Origin of the sequence: Flavobacterium profundi (assembly GCF_006491645.1) — a bacterium.
GTDB classification, from domain to species: Bacteria; Bacteroidota; Bacteroidia; order Flavobacteriales; family Flavobacteriaceae; genus Flavobacterium; species Flavobacterium profundi.
Genome location: NZ_VDCZ01000001.1, coordinates 66,369 through 80,401, shown reverse-complemented (window position 1 = coordinate 80,401; position 14,033 = coordinate 66,369). Strand labels below are relative to the sequence as shown.

The 14,033-nt window shown below is 30.6% G+C and carries 16 protein-coding genes; 15 read left to right on the top strand and 1 reads right to left on the bottom strand.

Annotated elements, in window-relative coordinates; genetic code table 11:
• Positions 1 to 7 precede the first annotated feature (7 nt).
• The 6 genes from cydB to FHG05_RS00375 all read left to right on the top strand — a co-directional run bounded on the left by cydB (position 8) and on the right by FHG05_RS00375 (position 4,259).
• Positions 8 to 1,045 carry a cytochrome d ubiquinol oxidase subunit II gene (gene cydB, locus FHG05_RS00395; protein WP_140996041.1) on the top strand — a complete coding sequence of 346 codons (1,038 nt, stop codon included), beginning with the start codon at positions 8 to 10 and terminating at the stop codon, positions 1,043 to 1,045.
• A gap of 120 nt (positions 1,046 to 1,165) precedes the next feature.
• Complete coding sequence (locus FHG05_RS00390) at positions 1,166 to 1,690, top strand: DUF2202 domain-containing protein (protein WP_140996040.1); 525 nt, start codon at positions 1,166 to 1,168, stop codon at positions 1,688 to 1,690.
• Positions 1,691 to 1,708: 18 nt separating this feature from the next.
• The gene (locus FHG05_RS00385) at positions 1,709 to 3,169 is read left to right on the top strand and encodes an NAD(P)/FAD-dependent oxidoreductase (protein ID WP_140996039.1); all 1,461 of its coding nucleotides are present in this window, start codon (positions 1,709 to 1,711) and stop codon (positions 3,167 to 3,169) included.
• Positions 3,170 to 3,228: 59 nt separating this feature from the next.
• Entirely contained in the window at positions 3,229 to 3,360 is a 132-nt protein-coding gene (locus tag FHG05_RS18625) for a hypothetical protein (RefSeq protein ID WP_262710425.1), read from the top strand.
• Between the two features lie 303 nt (positions 3,361 to 3,663).
• Positions 3,664 to 3,960 carry a hypothetical protein gene (locus FHG05_RS00380; protein ID WP_140996038.1) on the top strand — a complete coding sequence of 99 codons (297 nt, stop codon included), beginning with the start codon at positions 3,664 to 3,666 and terminating at the stop codon, positions 3,958 to 3,960.
• Between the two features lie 89 nt (positions 3,961 to 4,049).
• Entirely contained in the window at positions 4,050 to 4,259 is a 210-nt protein-coding gene (locus FHG05_RS00375; RefSeq protein WP_140996037.1) for a hypothetical protein, read from the top strand.
• On the opposite strand, the gene FHG05_RS00370 is transcribed toward FHG05_RS00375, so the two are convergent.
• Complete coding sequence (locus FHG05_RS00370) at positions 4,260 to 5,378, bottom strand: hypothetical protein (protein WP_140996036.1); 1,119 nt, start codon at positions 5,376 to 5,378, stop codon at positions 4,260 to 4,262.
• 265 nt (positions 5,379 to 5,643) lie between these two features.
• Here FHG05_RS00370 and FHG05_RS00365 point away from each other — a divergent pair, with 265 nt between their 5' ends.
• The 9 genes from FHG05_RS00365 to FHG05_RS00325 all read left to right on the top strand — a co-directional run bounded on the left by FHG05_RS00365 (position 5,644) and on the right by FHG05_RS00325 (position 13,941).
• Positions 5,644 to 7,224, top strand: a complete 1,581-nt coding sequence (locus FHG05_RS00365) for an NADP-dependent glyceraldehyde-3-phosphate dehydrogenase (protein WP_140996035.1) — start codon at positions 5,644 to 5,646, stop codon at positions 7,222 to 7,224.
• Between the two features lie 130 nt (positions 7,225 to 7,354).
• Complete coding sequence (locus tag FHG05_RS00360; RefSeq protein ID WP_140996034.1) at positions 7,355 to 7,978, top strand: hypothetical protein; 624 nt, start codon at positions 7,355 to 7,357, stop codon at positions 7,976 to 7,978.
• Positions 7,979 to 8,209: 231 nt separating this feature from the next.
• Entirely contained in the window at positions 8,210 to 8,728 is a 519-nt protein-coding gene (locus FHG05_RS00355) for a nuclear transport factor 2 family protein (protein WP_140996033.1), read from the top strand.
• A gap of 145 nt (positions 8,729 to 8,873) precedes the next feature.
• Entirely contained in the window at positions 8,874 to 9,377 is a 504-nt protein-coding gene (locus FHG05_RS00350; protein WP_140996032.1) for a hypothetical protein, read from the top strand.
• A 211-nt stretch (positions 9,378 to 9,588) separates the two neighbouring features.
• The gene (locus FHG05_RS00345; RefSeq protein ID WP_140996031.1) at positions 9,589 to 10,080 is read left to right on the top strand and encodes a hypothetical protein; all 492 of its coding nucleotides are present in this window, start codon (positions 9,589 to 9,591) and stop codon (positions 10,078 to 10,080) included.
• A gap of 5 nt (positions 10,081 to 10,085) precedes the next feature.
• Entirely contained in the window at positions 10,086 to 10,541 is a 456-nt protein-coding gene (locus FHG05_RS00340) for a DUF2750 domain-containing protein (protein WP_140996030.1), read from the top strand.
• A gap of 136 nt (positions 10,542 to 10,677) precedes the next feature.
• A complete protein-coding gene (locus FHG05_RS00335) occupies positions 10,678 to 10,965 on the top strand; it encodes a GIY-YIG nuclease family protein (RefSeq protein WP_140996029.1) in 288 nt (95 codons plus the stop codon).
• Between the two features lie 403 nt (positions 10,966 to 11,368).
• Positions 11,369 to 11,902, top strand: coding sequence for a hypothetical protein (locus FHG05_RS00330; protein WP_140996028.1), 534 nt, complete (start codon positions 11,369 to 11,371; stop codon positions 11,900 to 11,902).
• A 725-nt stretch (positions 11,903 to 12,627) separates the two neighbouring features.
• Entirely contained in the window at positions 12,628 to 13,941 is a 1,314-nt protein-coding gene (locus FHG05_RS00325) for a TolC family protein (RefSeq protein ID WP_140996027.1), read from the top strand.
• The last annotated feature ends 92 nt before the right edge of the window (positions 13,942 to 14,033 follow it).

Below are 14,033 nucleotides of genomic sequence, written 5' to 3'. Positions count from 1 at the left end.
ACATCAAATGGAAACATTTTTAGGAATCGATTATCCTACACTTTGGTATTTAGTAGTTGGGTTGTTATTTTCTGGTTACGCTATTTTGGAAGGGTTTGATTATGGAGCAGGTGCTTGGCATTTGTTTCTAAGAAAAGACTTAAGCAGACGAATTGCTATTAATGCTATAGGACCTGTTTGGGATGCCAATCAAGTTTGGTTAATTATTGGTGGAGGTGCTTTATTTGCTGGATTCCCTGTGATGTATGCCACTATGTTATCTGCAATGTATATTCCTTTTATGCTTTTTTTAGTCTTATTAGTATTGCGTTCTTCGGCTATAAAATTTAGAAGTGCAGAAGAAATGCTTTGGTGGAGAACTACTTGGGATTATATCTATTTTATTTCGAATATACTTATTTCGTTTCTTTTAGGTGTAGTTTTAGGAAATATTTTAGAAGGTTTTGAAATTGGTCATGAATTTAAATATCAAGGAGGTGTTTTTCTCTCTTTTTTAAGCCCGTATGCCATTATGGTAGGAATTACAACCTTATTCTTATTTATGACACAAGGTGCTATTTTTCTGTTATTAAAAACAGAAGGAAAGTTGTATGAAAGAATTACATTTCTGCTTAGAAAGGGAATGATTTTCTTTATCTTGAGTTTTTCCGTTACGTCTTTATATACCTTAATTTTTATTCCTGGAGTAACCGATAATTTTAAAGAAAATCCCATTTTCTTTGTTCTACCAGTTTTGGCTTTTTTGGCTGTGGCCAATGTGCCACGGTTGGTTTCAAAGAAGAAATACGGTTATGCATTGATATTTTCTTCATTAACTATGGCCTTTTTATTAATGTTGGTAGCTTTTCAATTGTATCCTGTATTGTTGCCTTCAAGCATACATCCAGAACATAGTGTTACCATTTATAATGCAGCTTCTTCTCAAAAATCTTTAGGAATTATGCTAACCATTGTAGCCATTGGTTCTCCCTTATTAGCGGCTTATTTTCTTTTCCTATATAAAACGTTTTATGGGAAGGTAAAATTGGATGATACGAGTTATTGATACAATTCATTTTTATTACTAAACCAAGTGCCTCTTAGGCACTTTTTTTATGTAACAAATGTAGCTGTACAAGTTAATAAATAATAGCAAATTTGTATAGTAATCTTTAATTATATACAAATGAAAAATAGATTAAAATTAATTTTTTTAGGAATTTTCCTTCTTTCATTAACATATATATCATGTCAAAATAATTCAGAAGCAACTAGTTTGAGCCAAGAAGAAATTAATCAAATGAAATTTATGTTAGAAGAAGAAAAAATGGCTTTAGATGTCTATTCTTTTTTAGCCAACAAATGGGATTTGCAAATATTTAGAAATATAAAAAAAAGTGAAGCCAAGCATATGGAGGCTGTAAAAAGACTTTTGGAAAGTAATGAGGTCGCCTATGAAATTTCTTCTCAATCTGGAGTTTTTATGAGTCAAGAATTGCAACATCTTTACAATGATTTAATTCAAAAAGGTTCAAATTCCACTATAGAAGCTTTAGAAGTAGGAAAAAATATTGAAGAAAAAGATATCTATGATTTACAAATGGCAATTAGTAATACAAATGATGTTTATACTAAAGAGATTTATACTAATCTTTTAAATGCTTCATACAATCATTTAGCTGCATTTAATCGTAATCTTTCAAGATATTAATCTAATAGTATAAATAAGATGTCAAAAATAGTAATATTAGGAGCAGGTATTGCAGGTCATACAGCTGCCGCTCATTTAAGAAGAAAATTAGGTAAAGAACATGAAGTACTTGTAGTTTCTCCAAATAAAAATTATCAATGGATTCCTTCGAATATTTGGGTAGGAATAGGAAGAATGAAATCAAAACAAATTCTTTTCCCTTTAGAACCTTTATACAAAAAGAAAAATATTGGTTATAAACAAGCTAAAGTAATTTCTTTTCATCCAGAAGGTAATGATACTTCTGGAAAACCTTTTGTAAATGTAGAATATGTTCATGGTGAGAAAAAAGGAAATCAGGAAAAAGTAACGTATGATTATTTAATTAATGCAACAGGTCCAAAATTAGCTTTTGAATTAACCGAAGGATTATTACCAGCAACTAATAAAGTTTATTCTGTATGTACTTATGATCATGCAGAACATGCTTCTGAAGCTTTTCTAAAATTAGTACAGCAACTAAAAGCCACAGATAAAAAAGCAAAAATTCTCATTGGAACAGGTCATGCTAAAGCAACTTGTCAAGGAGCTGCTTTCGAATATATTTTAAATATCGAAAAGGAACTTGTTAAATATGGTATAAGAAATAGAGTGGAAATTACATGGATTTCTAACGAATATGAGTTAGGTGATTTTGGGATGGACGGAATGCTTTTAGATTACAATGGATTTAATATGAAGTCTAAAGATATGGTTGAAATGATTTTTGAAGACAGAGGAATAAAATGGATTTTAGGTGCTGGAGTTCAAAGAATTGAGGATGGTATAGCATATTATGAAAATTTAGAAGGAGAATATAAAACTGAAACTTTTGATTTTGCAATGCTAATTCCTGCATTTTCAGGTCATGGATTTAAAGCATATAATAAAAAAGAAGAAGATATCACAGACAAATTATTTAAAGGATTTATGATTGTTGATGCCGATTATACAGCCAAGCCTTATGAGGAATGGACTGTGCAAGATTGGCCTGAAACGTATCAAAATCCTAGCTATAAGAACATTTTTGCACCAGGTATTGCTTTTGCACCACCTCATTCTATTTCCAAACCTCGTAAAAGTAAAAATGGTACAGAAATCTTTCCTTCACCACCTCGCACAGGAATGCCTTCAGGAATTACTGCAAAATTGGTAGCCGATAATATTATTGATAGTATTAAGAAAGGACAACCCAGTTTATCTCACAAAGGATCATTAGGAAATATGGGAGCCGCATGTATTGCATCTGCAGGTTATGGAATTACACAAGGAAGTGGTGTAAGTATAACTACTTTTCCCATTGTGCCCGATTATGAAAAATATAAAAATACAGGAGGAAGAGATATTAAGAAAACATTTGGCGATATTGGATTAGCAGGTCATTGGGTAAAACTAGCCCTACATTATGCATTTATTTATAAAGCTAAAATGAAACCTTTTTGGTGGTTAATTCCTGAATGATTTAGTAAATATAAAATAGAAATTTTTTAAAGTAATATTTAACCAGTAAAGTATATACTATGGCACAAAGAATATCAAAATCTCAACATGCTAAAATGAAAAATCCAATAATTCAATTTTTTAAATTCATTTATTTAAATATAAGAATTCTAAAAATTGTTGCTGGAGGTCATGGAGGAACAAGAAACTAATGATCATTATATAAATGATATTTAGTAGTTTTAATTGGTTAGTAAAAAGAGTATTTTATAATGCTCTTTTTTGTTTATAAGAAGGCAAAATCAAGAATATACGTATAAATACGTATAAAAAAAGGCTCAAAATACGTGTAAATACGTATTGCATGATGTTGAATTATAGTTTAACTTTGTACCTAACAAAAAAACATATCGTTTTTTATTTCTCATTCAAAAAGACATGCTATTACCGCACTGTATTGCCTACAGGTCTGTCATTTAATTATAACCAATTTTATAACATAATAAATATTTATCATGAAAAGAGTGCTATTTGTGATTGGTTTAATTTTGTTGAATTTTGGAATATTTAATTATTTAACAAATCATTTTAAGTCAAACTTCACCTACGAAGAAATGCTGAAAACACTTTTGCTTTCTTTTGTAGCGGTTACAGTTATTAGTTTTTTTATTTCCTCTTGTCAATATTTCTTAAAATTGTATGTAGAGAAAACGTTGATTTCGTTCCGATCCATTTATGCGAATTTGTATTTTAATGTGTCAGTTGCTATTTACTTTTTATTGCTAGTCCTAATTATTGCTGCTTTTATTTGATTCATCTAAAAAAAGTTAAAACCTATTGACATACTGTTGTCATATTTGGGTTTTAAGTTTGTAGCACAAATAAATAATTAGTTTTAGCTATGGTTTACGTTTTCAAAACTTCAATTGAAGATAAAAAACAAATTAAAAGTATTTCTAAAAATTTAAATGAGATACAAGACATTCAAAGATGGAATTTCGATTTAGAAGATTGTGATAATATTCTACGAATTGTGGCCGAAAAAAATATTTCTAAAACAGTTTGTGAACTATTTAATACCTTCAATTATACGTGTATTGAATTAGAGTAACTATTGAATAGTTGAATTCGTTACAACAATAGGTGTGTCATCATGCATGGAGATACTCGGATATACTGGATACCAAGAACCGCCAATATTATTTCTAATGGTAGAATTATCAATTCGAATATCTCCTGTATGATTATTACTTACAAAGAAAATTGAAGAGCCATAAGCATTTACTTCATTTTGTTCGATTAAACTGCCTAAGATTGTCAGTGTCATTTCATTTCCGTCATTGTAAATAGCGCCTCCACTTCCTCCACCGGGTGTACCACTTTGCGCTGGATTACCACCATTTCCAATGGCTTTATTGTATGAGAATAAGCTATTAATTATTGTCCAAGAGGTACCAATACTACTAATGGCACCACCATTGGAACCGCTATTTCCATAAATACTGCCACCACCAAAAGTGGTATTCACGACATAAATAGGTAAACTATTGTATTGACTAAAAGCTCTAATAGCACCACCACCTACATCCGGACCTGTGCCTACACATCGATTGTTGAAAAAACGACAATTCACTACTTTTAAGCGTCCGCCTCTTGCCCAAATCGCTGCGCCACCACCAGATGAACCCGTATCCATATTATGTCCGTCTGCAAAAGTGATATTCTGAACCGTAACCCTTGGATGATCTTGATTCTGACAATGGTCTGTTGTCCAAACTAAATCAGGATCGCAAGTATTCATATATAAAATGCGAGTGGTACCACCACCACTTAAAGTAACTAATCCACCACCATCAATTACCACATCAGGGTTGGCATTGTTAAAAACACGTGCCGGTCGATCCATAACAATAGTCACAGGGTTGGGACCGCAATTAAATGTAATTTTTCCTCCTTGTGCAACTGCAGCAACAACGGCATCACAGGTACAACTCTCAGGTGTTCCATTGCCTATTACCACATCAGGATTAGTAACACTTTCTGTTCCTGCTCCTACAGGAATGGGTGAATTGCCATTTGGGTTTCCTGCTGGTGGTCCGTCTTGTGGATTTTCTAATGGATTGTGTACTTCAATACCTTCTTCCGCATTGTCTTTGGAACAAGCTATACTTACTAGAATTACAAAACAATAACCTACTGTTTTGAAATAGTTTAGGGCTGTTTTTTTCATAGTTGTTGTTTGAAAATATATAACGTAAAAAGCAATAAATAATTGTTTGATTTCTAGGTTTTTGTTTAAAGAATACTTGGCTTTTTTAATTTCTGTTTTATGCGAAAACGTTTGAAGTATTTTATTTTTTAAATTATCAATAATAATGCGTCAAATAATTGTATTTCAGTTGAAAAAGTTTGGTTCTTCCAGTAAATAGTTGGAATTTTATAGTAGCTTTTTTTGTATAGAAAAGTATTGGAACTCTAAAATAAAAACAAATAAAATGACAACAATTCCAGAAAAAATACAACTGCAACAACCTTGGCATCAAAAAGACTATTTGCTAGATGGCGAACTTAAAATTTGGGAAGGTGAAACGGCTGAGGTATATTCTTCCATTTCTACAACGACTAATTATCAACCTACTTTATTGGGTTCTGTACCAAATATGAATGAAGCGGCTGCTTTAGCAGCTTTAGAGTCTTCACACAAAGCTTATAATAATGGTCAGGGTGATTGGCCTACCATGAAAGTACAAGACCGTATCAAATGCATGGAGCAATTTGTAAAACAAATGGAACAAACGCGTTCGGAAGTGGTTAAATTATTAATGTGGGAAATTGGGAAAACCTTACCGGATAGCGAAAAGGAATTTGATCGAACCGTAGAATATATTTATGACACGATAAAAGATTACAAAGCCTTAAATCAGGAAGGCAATCGCTTTCAAAAAGTGCAAGGTATTAATGCCATGATTAAAAGGAGTCCGTTGGGTGTGGTTTTGTGTTTGGGTCCGTATAATTATCCTTTGAATGAAACCTTTTCTTTATTAATTCCAGCTTTAATTATGGGAAACACCGTATTGTTTAAACCGGCAAAATTTGGTGTTTTATTATTAGCTCCTTTGTTACAAGCGTTCCAAAGTTCGTTCCCAAAAGGTGTTATCAATATTTTATACGGACGCGGTAGAGAAGTGGCGGCACCCATTATGAAATCGGGGTTGGTTACGGTTTTATCTTTAATAGGAAATAGTAAATCTGCGATTGCCTTACAAGATTTGCATCCGAATAAAAACAAATTGCGTTTGATTTTAGGTTTGGAAGCCAAAAACCCAGCCATCATTTTACCTGATGCGAATTTAGATTTGGCCGTTTCTGAATGTATTACAGGATCACTTTCGTTTAACGGACAACGTTGTACAGCTTTAAAAGTGATTTATGTACACGAATCGATTGCTGAAGAATTCAACAAGCGTTTTGCTGCCAAAGTAGATGCGCTAAAATTTGGTAATCCTTGGGAAGAAAATGTGTTTTTAACACCACTTCCTGAGCCGGATAAGCCCGATTATATCCAAGAATTAATTGATGATGCCAAAGCAAATGGTGCCAACATTATCAACGAAAGAGGGGGCGAACGCATGGAAAATTATATTTTTCCAGCGGTTTTGTTTCCTGTAAATAAAGCGATGCGAGTGTATCACGAAGAGCAGTTTGGACCAGTCGTGCCGATTTTAACCTTTAAAGACATACAAGAGCCTTTAGATGATATGGCGGCTTCTGATTATGGGCAACAAGTGAGTCTTTTTGGAAAAGACATTACCACAGTAGCACCGCTAATTGATGTTTTAGTTAACTTAGTGTGTAGGGTTAATTTAAATAGTTCGTGCCAAAGAGGTCCAGATGTTTTTCCGTTTACTGGAAGAAAAGATTCTGCTGTAGGAACCTTGAGTATTCATGACGCGTTGCGCTCGTTTTCGATACGAACTTTTGTTGCGTCAAAAGATAACGACTATAACAATGCTATTTTACAAGAGTTATTAGACAGTAAAAAAAGTAATTTCATTAATACCGATTATATACTGTAATTTGGTATCTTGCTTACTTATAAAAAAACTAGTTTAGAAATAAGCTAGTTTTTTTGTTTTATAAGTATTTTTCATAAGTATTGAAAAGTTATGAATAGGAGCTTAAGTAGAATTTAGTTAGTTTTATACAATGAGAGACAAATTTTTTTATATAGACTATGATTTTGAAGATAATGAGAGGCATGAGAAATTTGAAATTTTCTTTCAAAAGCTAAAGGAAGTAAAGGAGGAATATTATAATGCTGAAACTGAAATCTCTTATAATGATATTGATTGGACAATATATTTAGATGAAAATGCTAGAAAATGGTTTACTAAAATTGAGTTAACCCCAAATTCTGAACAAAGAAAAATATATAATGCACTTTGGAACTTAACAAAACCAGAAATAAGGCACAAGCATCCAATTTTTAATACAGCTGATAATTGGGATTTTAATTCTGTTATTGAAGTTATTTTTCAAGGAGATTATGAATTAATAAAATTAGAGAAATTAAAAGATAAAGGAACCTTGTTTTTCGATCCTGGTGGTTTTCCTTTTGGTGGAACTGAGGCATTGGTACAGTTAATAGAATCTTTCGGAAATAAAGTAACATATGATCATTGGCATGAAGGACCTCACATAAGACCAGAAATTGGATGGGATTTTGAAATTGCAAAGAAATTAGTGGAAGAAGGTAAAGGCGTTGAAATTTCAAAAAGTAACAGAGCATTACAAATAATTGAAAAAAAATGGTGGGAATTTTGGAAATAAAATTTAGGTATCATCCAATCCTATTGATAAATGGTTTGCTTTATGAGTATTATTTTAACCCAAATTTAAATTTATTCGAAAAATGAAAGAAAATAGACAGCAAACTATCTGTTTTATAAAATAATTATTTCCTCTAAAGAGCCAAAACAGCACAAAATTTTTTTAAACGAAGAAGTTTACGATGTGCAAAAACGAATTGATGCCGGATTTTAATATAAATGGAATTATACAATGAAAAAAACATTAACCCTAACGTTACTACTTATTATTTCTACTCTTTCCTTTGGTCAAACCAATGAAAATCAAAATGAAAAACTGGCTTTAGCGTATATGCAAGCCTATGGGAAATGGGATTTTGATACCATGAAAACCTTTTATGCAGATGCGATTCATTTTGAAGATCCTACTGCCAAAGCAGCTTTTCAACAAGATTTTGTTTTTGATGGAAAAGAAAACGTGTACCAATTCTTCAAAACGGTTTTTAAAGACAAATTTAAAAACGACAAGCCTCCTTATGTGAATTTCGTTATCGAAAAAGTCTTTACATCAGGAAATCATACCATTATCAATTCCACTTTTGAATGTGTTTTGCCCAATGCTTGGTTTCAGGAAAAAACAAATGAAACCATTCTTGTAGCCATTCCATTTGTAACCATTCTCACTATCGAAAAAGGAAAGATTACCCAACATATCGATTATGGGAATTATACGAAGTATTTCGAACAAATTAAAGCGCAGGTGAAGAAGTAAAATAGTAATATTTTTATTTTAAATGAGATTTTAAATATAAAAAAAGATAATAGATTTAAATTTTTAAATAGTAGATTTGCCTAGCTATTTTCAAAATGAAAAGTAGCTTGTTTATAAATTGAATAGATATATAAAAAATTTTAATATGAAAAAAATACTATTTTTTGCGGTTTTCGTACTTTTTAATTTACATGGTTTTAGTCAGGAAGTTTTTCAATATGAATTTGATGAAAATCTAACTATTGATGTTGTTGAAGAAGCTGAAGAAGGTGAATTACTAGATGGGAAATTTGTAAAAGGTGCCTTTGGAAATGAAATTATTGTTTACCTAAGTTCAGATAAACCAAAAGATATCTTTAAAGGTAAGGATGAAAAAAAGAAAGTTAATTTTTTTAAAGGAGTTAAAGATGGCCTGCTAAAGTCTGCAAAAGGAAAGCTTGTGAGTGAGGAAGAATTTGTTTTGAACGATGTTAAAATCTATTCCTTTACAATAGATTTTGTTGCAGGAGGAGAAAGTAAAAGAACCCAAAGCTTTAATTTTTTTTATAAAGGTTTTATATACACAATTCAATTCATGAATGCACAAGATGAATTTGAAAAAAATAATGATTTTAGAAAGAAAATTCTAGATTCAATAGAATTTAACTAATTAAACTAAAAAAGAGTGTCTTTTGAGACACTCTTTTTTTTAAACAATACAATTTGTCATTCTATAAAAATTGTATCGAGAACTAGCATTTGGTATTCTTTTATAAAATAAAAGGTTAGCTTTGCTCGCTAAAAAAGAAATTCAAACAAATAAATAAAACAATTAATTGATATAATCTATCATATATAAAAAAATCAAACAATTTATGGGTATGTTATTTTTAGTTTTAATGGTCATGTTTCTAATAAGTTCTATTATATATGAGCATTTCAAATTAAAGAAAATAAAAAAAAATTTCGAACATGTTCCTTTATTTAAAAAACTAGAAGATATTGGTTTTGAATTAGAAAATTCTAAACAGAAAAAATTAGATAAATGGTTTTCTAAAATAGTAGATGAATATACCTATCATTGTAGTTTTCAAGTACTAAATAATAGAATTACATTAGAACTGATTTTAGAATTTAAAAATAGATTGAAAAATGAAAATTACGGTTTTGTATATGGATTAAAATTTGCTCGAAAATATAAAAAGGAAAGATTATATCTAACTACACTTACAATATGTAAGTTGTATAAAATCAAAGTGGTTAGCGATCTGCCAGAAGTAGAACAAGTCTTAAATGATTTTGAAAGAATGATTCAAATTAAGAAAATTGAAAATATAAAATCTGTTCCCAAGGTTTTCTATAATTATAAATAATAATAATGCTACAAGACTCCATTTTAATAGAGAAACAATATAAAAAATTTATAAAAAACGTTTGTAAATCTTCTATTGTTTACACCCTAAAAGATACAGAAGGATACGCAACTTCTACATCCAATAATTATATAAACTACGATGAGGAGCCCATTGGTATTATTTGCTTTTGGTCTGATATTGCTTTGGCAAAATCTTGTATAACAGAAGAATGGTCCAATTATAAAATTGCTGAAATTCCATTAGTGGAATTTATAGAAAATTGGTGTATTGGTATGGATCATGACGGACTTATCATTGGAACAGAATTTGATCAAAACATGTTTGGGTTTGAAGCAGAACCTTTGGAACTCGTTCTAGAATTAATTAGTGAATTAAAAGCAACTGGGAAAGAGTTAAATTTTAAAAAATTTAAAGGAATAAAAGATTTAGAAAAGCAAATAAAAGCGATTCTTAAATAGTAAATCTCTTTCCTTAAATAAACAAATTACGCTTTTCAAAACAGACATAATCAATCAGCACTGCGTCAGTTTGAGTGATTTTTATGAAATGAAATAGAGGGAAAAATGTATCGAGAACTCACTTGAAAAAATATAGATGAAAGCTTCTTATGTATATATTTTAAAATGTTCTGATAACACTTATTATACAGGAGTTACAAGTAATCTTTCGCAACGTATTTTTCAGCATGAAAATGGTGTTTTTCAAGATTGTTATACTTTTAATAGGAGACCAGTTTTATTGGTTTTCTATGCTGAGTTTACGGATATTACTATTGCAATTCAAAAAGAAAAGCAAATAAAAAAGTGGTCTAGAGCTAAAAAAGAAGCTTTAATATTTGGTGAATTTGATGACTTACCTAATTTAGCAAAGAAGAAATTTTAAGTTCTCGATACATTTTTGTTTCGTTACTCTACACAAAAACACTCGAACTGACGGTGTGGTAATTAAAATGAGTTCTCGATATATTTTTGTTTCGTTGCGCTTCACAAAACCAATCGAACTGACGAGTCGTTAATATAATTTTATCTACTATTTTTGTAATCAGCACTGCGTCAGTTCGAGTGTTTTTTACGAAATGAAATGGAGTAGAAAATGTATCGAGAACTCATAACAGTAAACAAAACGGATGTAATAAAAATTTAAATCAGCACTGCGTCAGTTCGAGTGATTTTTATAAAATGTAAAAAACAATTTTATAAAAATAGTATCGAGAACTCCCATTTGGTAGTTTTTTAGAAAAATAAAAGATTAGTTTTGTCAAGTATAATTTAATAAAATGAAATTCATGCTAAAATTCATTTACAATGCTATTGTTTTTTTTAGTTTAAATTGTTTTAGTCAAGAAGTATTCCAATATGAATTTGATGAAAACATTACTATTGATGTTCTTGATAATGCCGAAGAAGGAGTAATCGCAAATGGAAAATTTATAAGAGGAATATACGATACTGAAATTATAGTATATACAAAATTTGATAGAATAAATGAAGCCTCAAAGATAAGTGACGAAAAGGGTATGAATAAGTTTTTAAAAGGGATAAAAAAAGGAGTCCTTAATTCTACTAAGGGAACGCTCATTAGTGAAACTTTTTCTACTACTGAAGATTTCAAAGTTTTTTCTGTAGAGAATGTGAAGTTTTTTTATATCAAAATTGTATTAGAAGTTCAAGAACAAAAGAAAATAGTAGAAAATTATAGTTTTATTTATAAAGGTGCTATTTATTCTATCCAATTCATGATTGATGGTGATAATTTTGATAAAAATAAAGCATTCAGAACAAACATAATAGAGTCTATAAAATTCAATGAATATCATTAGGCTCTATTAAATTACTTTAAAAAAACAGAAAAGAAAATACAATCTTAGAAGAGTTGTCAAATCTCGCAACTTATTCTATCAAAGAGAATGTTTTTTATAAAAATAGTATCGAGAACTAGTTTTTCTATTGTTTTTCAACCAAATTTAGCGTTGTTAACTATGTAACCAATGCACTTGACTATGTTTCCAATACAGTGAAGGGTGTATCAATTGCAGTGTACTAGTTATCAATTACACAGAACTCTGAACTCAATACAGTGAACTATGTATCAATTACACAGAACTATGTATCAATTACACAGAACACTGTATCAATTGCATAGTTCTATGAACCGATTGCATAGAACTAGTAATCGAGTTACGTTTAAACCAAATTAAGTTTTGCTTATTACGAATCAAGTTATGTTTAAACCGAATTAAGTTTTGCTTATTGCTAATTAAGTTATGTTTAAACCGAATTAAGTTTTGCTTATTGCTAATTAAGTTATGTTTAAACCGAATTAAGTTTTGCTTATTGCTAATTAAGTTATGTTTAAACCAAATCAAATTATGCTTATTACGAATCGAGTTACGTTTCAACCGAATTAACTTCAGTTTATTCATTAAATCTTATAGTGGAAATAAAATAGTTATGTAACTTTAGTTACAAGTCTGTGTAACTTTGGTTACCAATTGGGCCATTTTGCCATTGTACTTTTGTTTCAGAAATTAAGAACAAAATAGCAATGAAGAATATAAAATGGAACCTCTTTACAGGCGTACTCTTTTTTACAGCAGGTGTTTTTAGTCAGGAAACCATCTCAATTTCAAAAGAAGAAATATTACAAAAAGTTTCTGAGAAAAATTTGCAACTACAAGCTGCCGATGCCTCTTATCAAGCTGCAAAAGCCGATTATCGTCAATCGAATGCTTTGTTTTTGCCGAATGTAAATGTGTCTTATACAGGTATAGTTACTACCAATCCGCTAATGGCATTTGGGTCCAAATTAAATCAGGAAATCTTAACCCAAGCTGATTTTAACCCTGCTTTGTTGAATAATCCCGATCAAACTCAAAATTTTGCAACTGTAATTGAAGTCAAACAACCGCTAATTAATGTGGACGGATTGCTTGGAAGACAGGCAGCAAAAGCTAAAATGGATGCTTTTCAATTGCAAACCGAACGAACCAAAGAATATTTGGTCTTAGAAGTTTCCAAAGCCTATATGCAATTGCAATTGGCTTACAAAGCTGTTCTTGTTTTAGAAAAAGCAAACGAAACCGCAAAAGGAAATTTAAAACTAGTAGAAAATTACTTCAACAATGGTATGCTACAAAAAACCGATGTGTTGAATGTACAAGTTCGTGTAAACGAAATAACAAACCAATTGCAATATGCCAAAAGTAATGTGCAAAATGCTTCCGATTATTTGGCTTTTCTTTTAAATGAAGATACCAATGGAAAAGTATATGTGCCAGCAGAATCGTTAGCCAATGAAGTAACCTTAGAAGCTGTTGAGGTGGGTTTGAATGCGAATAGAAAAGATATTCAAGCCATGGAAAAGTCAACCGAAGCGTATAAAAAAATGTTTCAATCTTCTAAGTATGGTTTTTTACCACGTTTAAATGCCTTTGGAAATTATCAATTATACGATAGTCAATTTTTAGGAACTCAAGCGAAAGGCTATTTGCTTGGAGCGCAATTGTCTTGGGATGTATTTGATGGCTATAAAAACATTGGGAAAACCCAAAAAGCCAAAGCCGATTTTAATAAAGCTAAAATTGAAACCGAACACTATAAAAAACAAAGTCTTTTAGAAGTCACTAAAACGAGTCGTCAATTAGTGGATGCTGAAAACAAAGTGCAATTAAGTCAATTGGCATATGAACAATCTCAGGAAGTTTTTCGCATTCGTCAAAATCGCTTTGCACAAGGTTTAGAAAAAACAACCGATTTACTACATGCAGAAACACAAATGGCTCAGAAAGAATTGGAAGTATTGCAAGCCGTTTTTGAATATAATTTTACGAAAGAGTATTTGCAGTTTTTAATGAAATAAAGCCGTTAGTTCGAGTGTTTTTTATGAAATGCAATGCAATAAAAAATGTATCGAGAACAAAAAATATAAAGTAAAACTTCTCGATACGCTTC

What these genes read in the sequence shown, in the direction of transcription:
- FHG05_RS00380 (WP_140996038.1), top strand. Translation starts at nt 3,664, where the DNA reads ATGAAAAGAGTGCTATTTGTGATTGGTTTAATTTTGTTGAATTTTGGA.
- cydB (WP_140996041.1), top strand. Translation starts at nt 8, where the DNA reads ATGGAAACATTTTTAGGAATCGATTATCCTACACTTTGGTATTTAGTA.
- FHG05_RS00330 (WP_140996028.1), top strand. Translation starts at nt 11,369, where the DNA reads ATGCTAAAATTCATTTACAATGCTATTGTTTTTTTTAGTTTAAATTGT.
- FHG05_RS00340 (WP_140996030.1), top strand. Translation starts at nt 10,086, where the DNA reads ATGCTACAAGACTCCATTTTAATAGAGAAACAATATAAAAAATTTATA.
- FHG05_RS00365 (WP_140996035.1), top strand. Translation starts at nt 5,644, where the DNA reads ATGACAACAATTCCAGAAAAAATACAACTGCAACAACCTTGGCATCAA.
- FHG05_RS00335 (WP_140996029.1), top strand. Translation starts at nt 10,678, where the DNA reads ATGAAAGCTTCTTATGTATATATTTTAAAATGTTCTGATAACACTTAT.
- FHG05_RS00370 (WP_140996036.1), bottom strand. Translation starts at nt 5,378, where the DNA reads ATGAAAAAAACAGCCCTAAACTATTTCAAAACAGTAGGTTATTGTTTT.
- FHG05_RS00345 (WP_140996031.1), top strand. Translation starts at nt 9,589, where the DNA reads ATGTTATTTTTAGTTTTAATGGTCATGTTTCTAATAAGTTCTATTATA.
- FHG05_RS00325 (WP_140996027.1), top strand. Translation starts at nt 12,628, where the DNA reads ATGAAGAATATAAAATGGAACCTCTTTACAGGCGTACTCTTTTTTACA.
- FHG05_RS00360 (WP_140996034.1), top strand. Translation starts at nt 7,355, where the DNA reads ATGAGAGACAAATTTTTTTATATAGACTATGATTTTGAAGATAATGAG.
- FHG05_RS00390 (WP_140996040.1), top strand. Translation starts at nt 1,166, where the DNA reads ATGAAAAATAGATTAAAATTAATTTTTTTAGGAATTTTCCTTCTTTCA.
- FHG05_RS00350 (WP_140996032.1), top strand. Translation starts at nt 8,874, where the DNA reads ATGAAAAAAATACTATTTTTTGCGGTTTTCGTACTTTTTAATTTACAT.
- FHG05_RS18625 (WP_262710425.1), top strand. Translation starts at nt 3,229, where the DNA reads ATGGCACAAAGAATATCAAAATCTCAACATGCTAAAATGAAAAATCCA.
- FHG05_RS00375 (WP_140996037.1), top strand. Translation starts at nt 4,050, where the DNA reads ATGGTTTACGTTTTCAAAACTTCAATTGAAGATAAAAAACAAATTAAA.
- FHG05_RS00385 (WP_140996039.1), top strand. Translation starts at nt 1,709, where the DNA reads ATGTCAAAAATAGTAATATTAGGAGCAGGTATTGCAGGTCATACAGCT.
- FHG05_RS00355 (WP_140996033.1), top strand. Translation starts at nt 8,210, where the DNA reads ATGAAAAAAACATTAACCCTAACGTTACTACTTATTATTTCTACTCTT.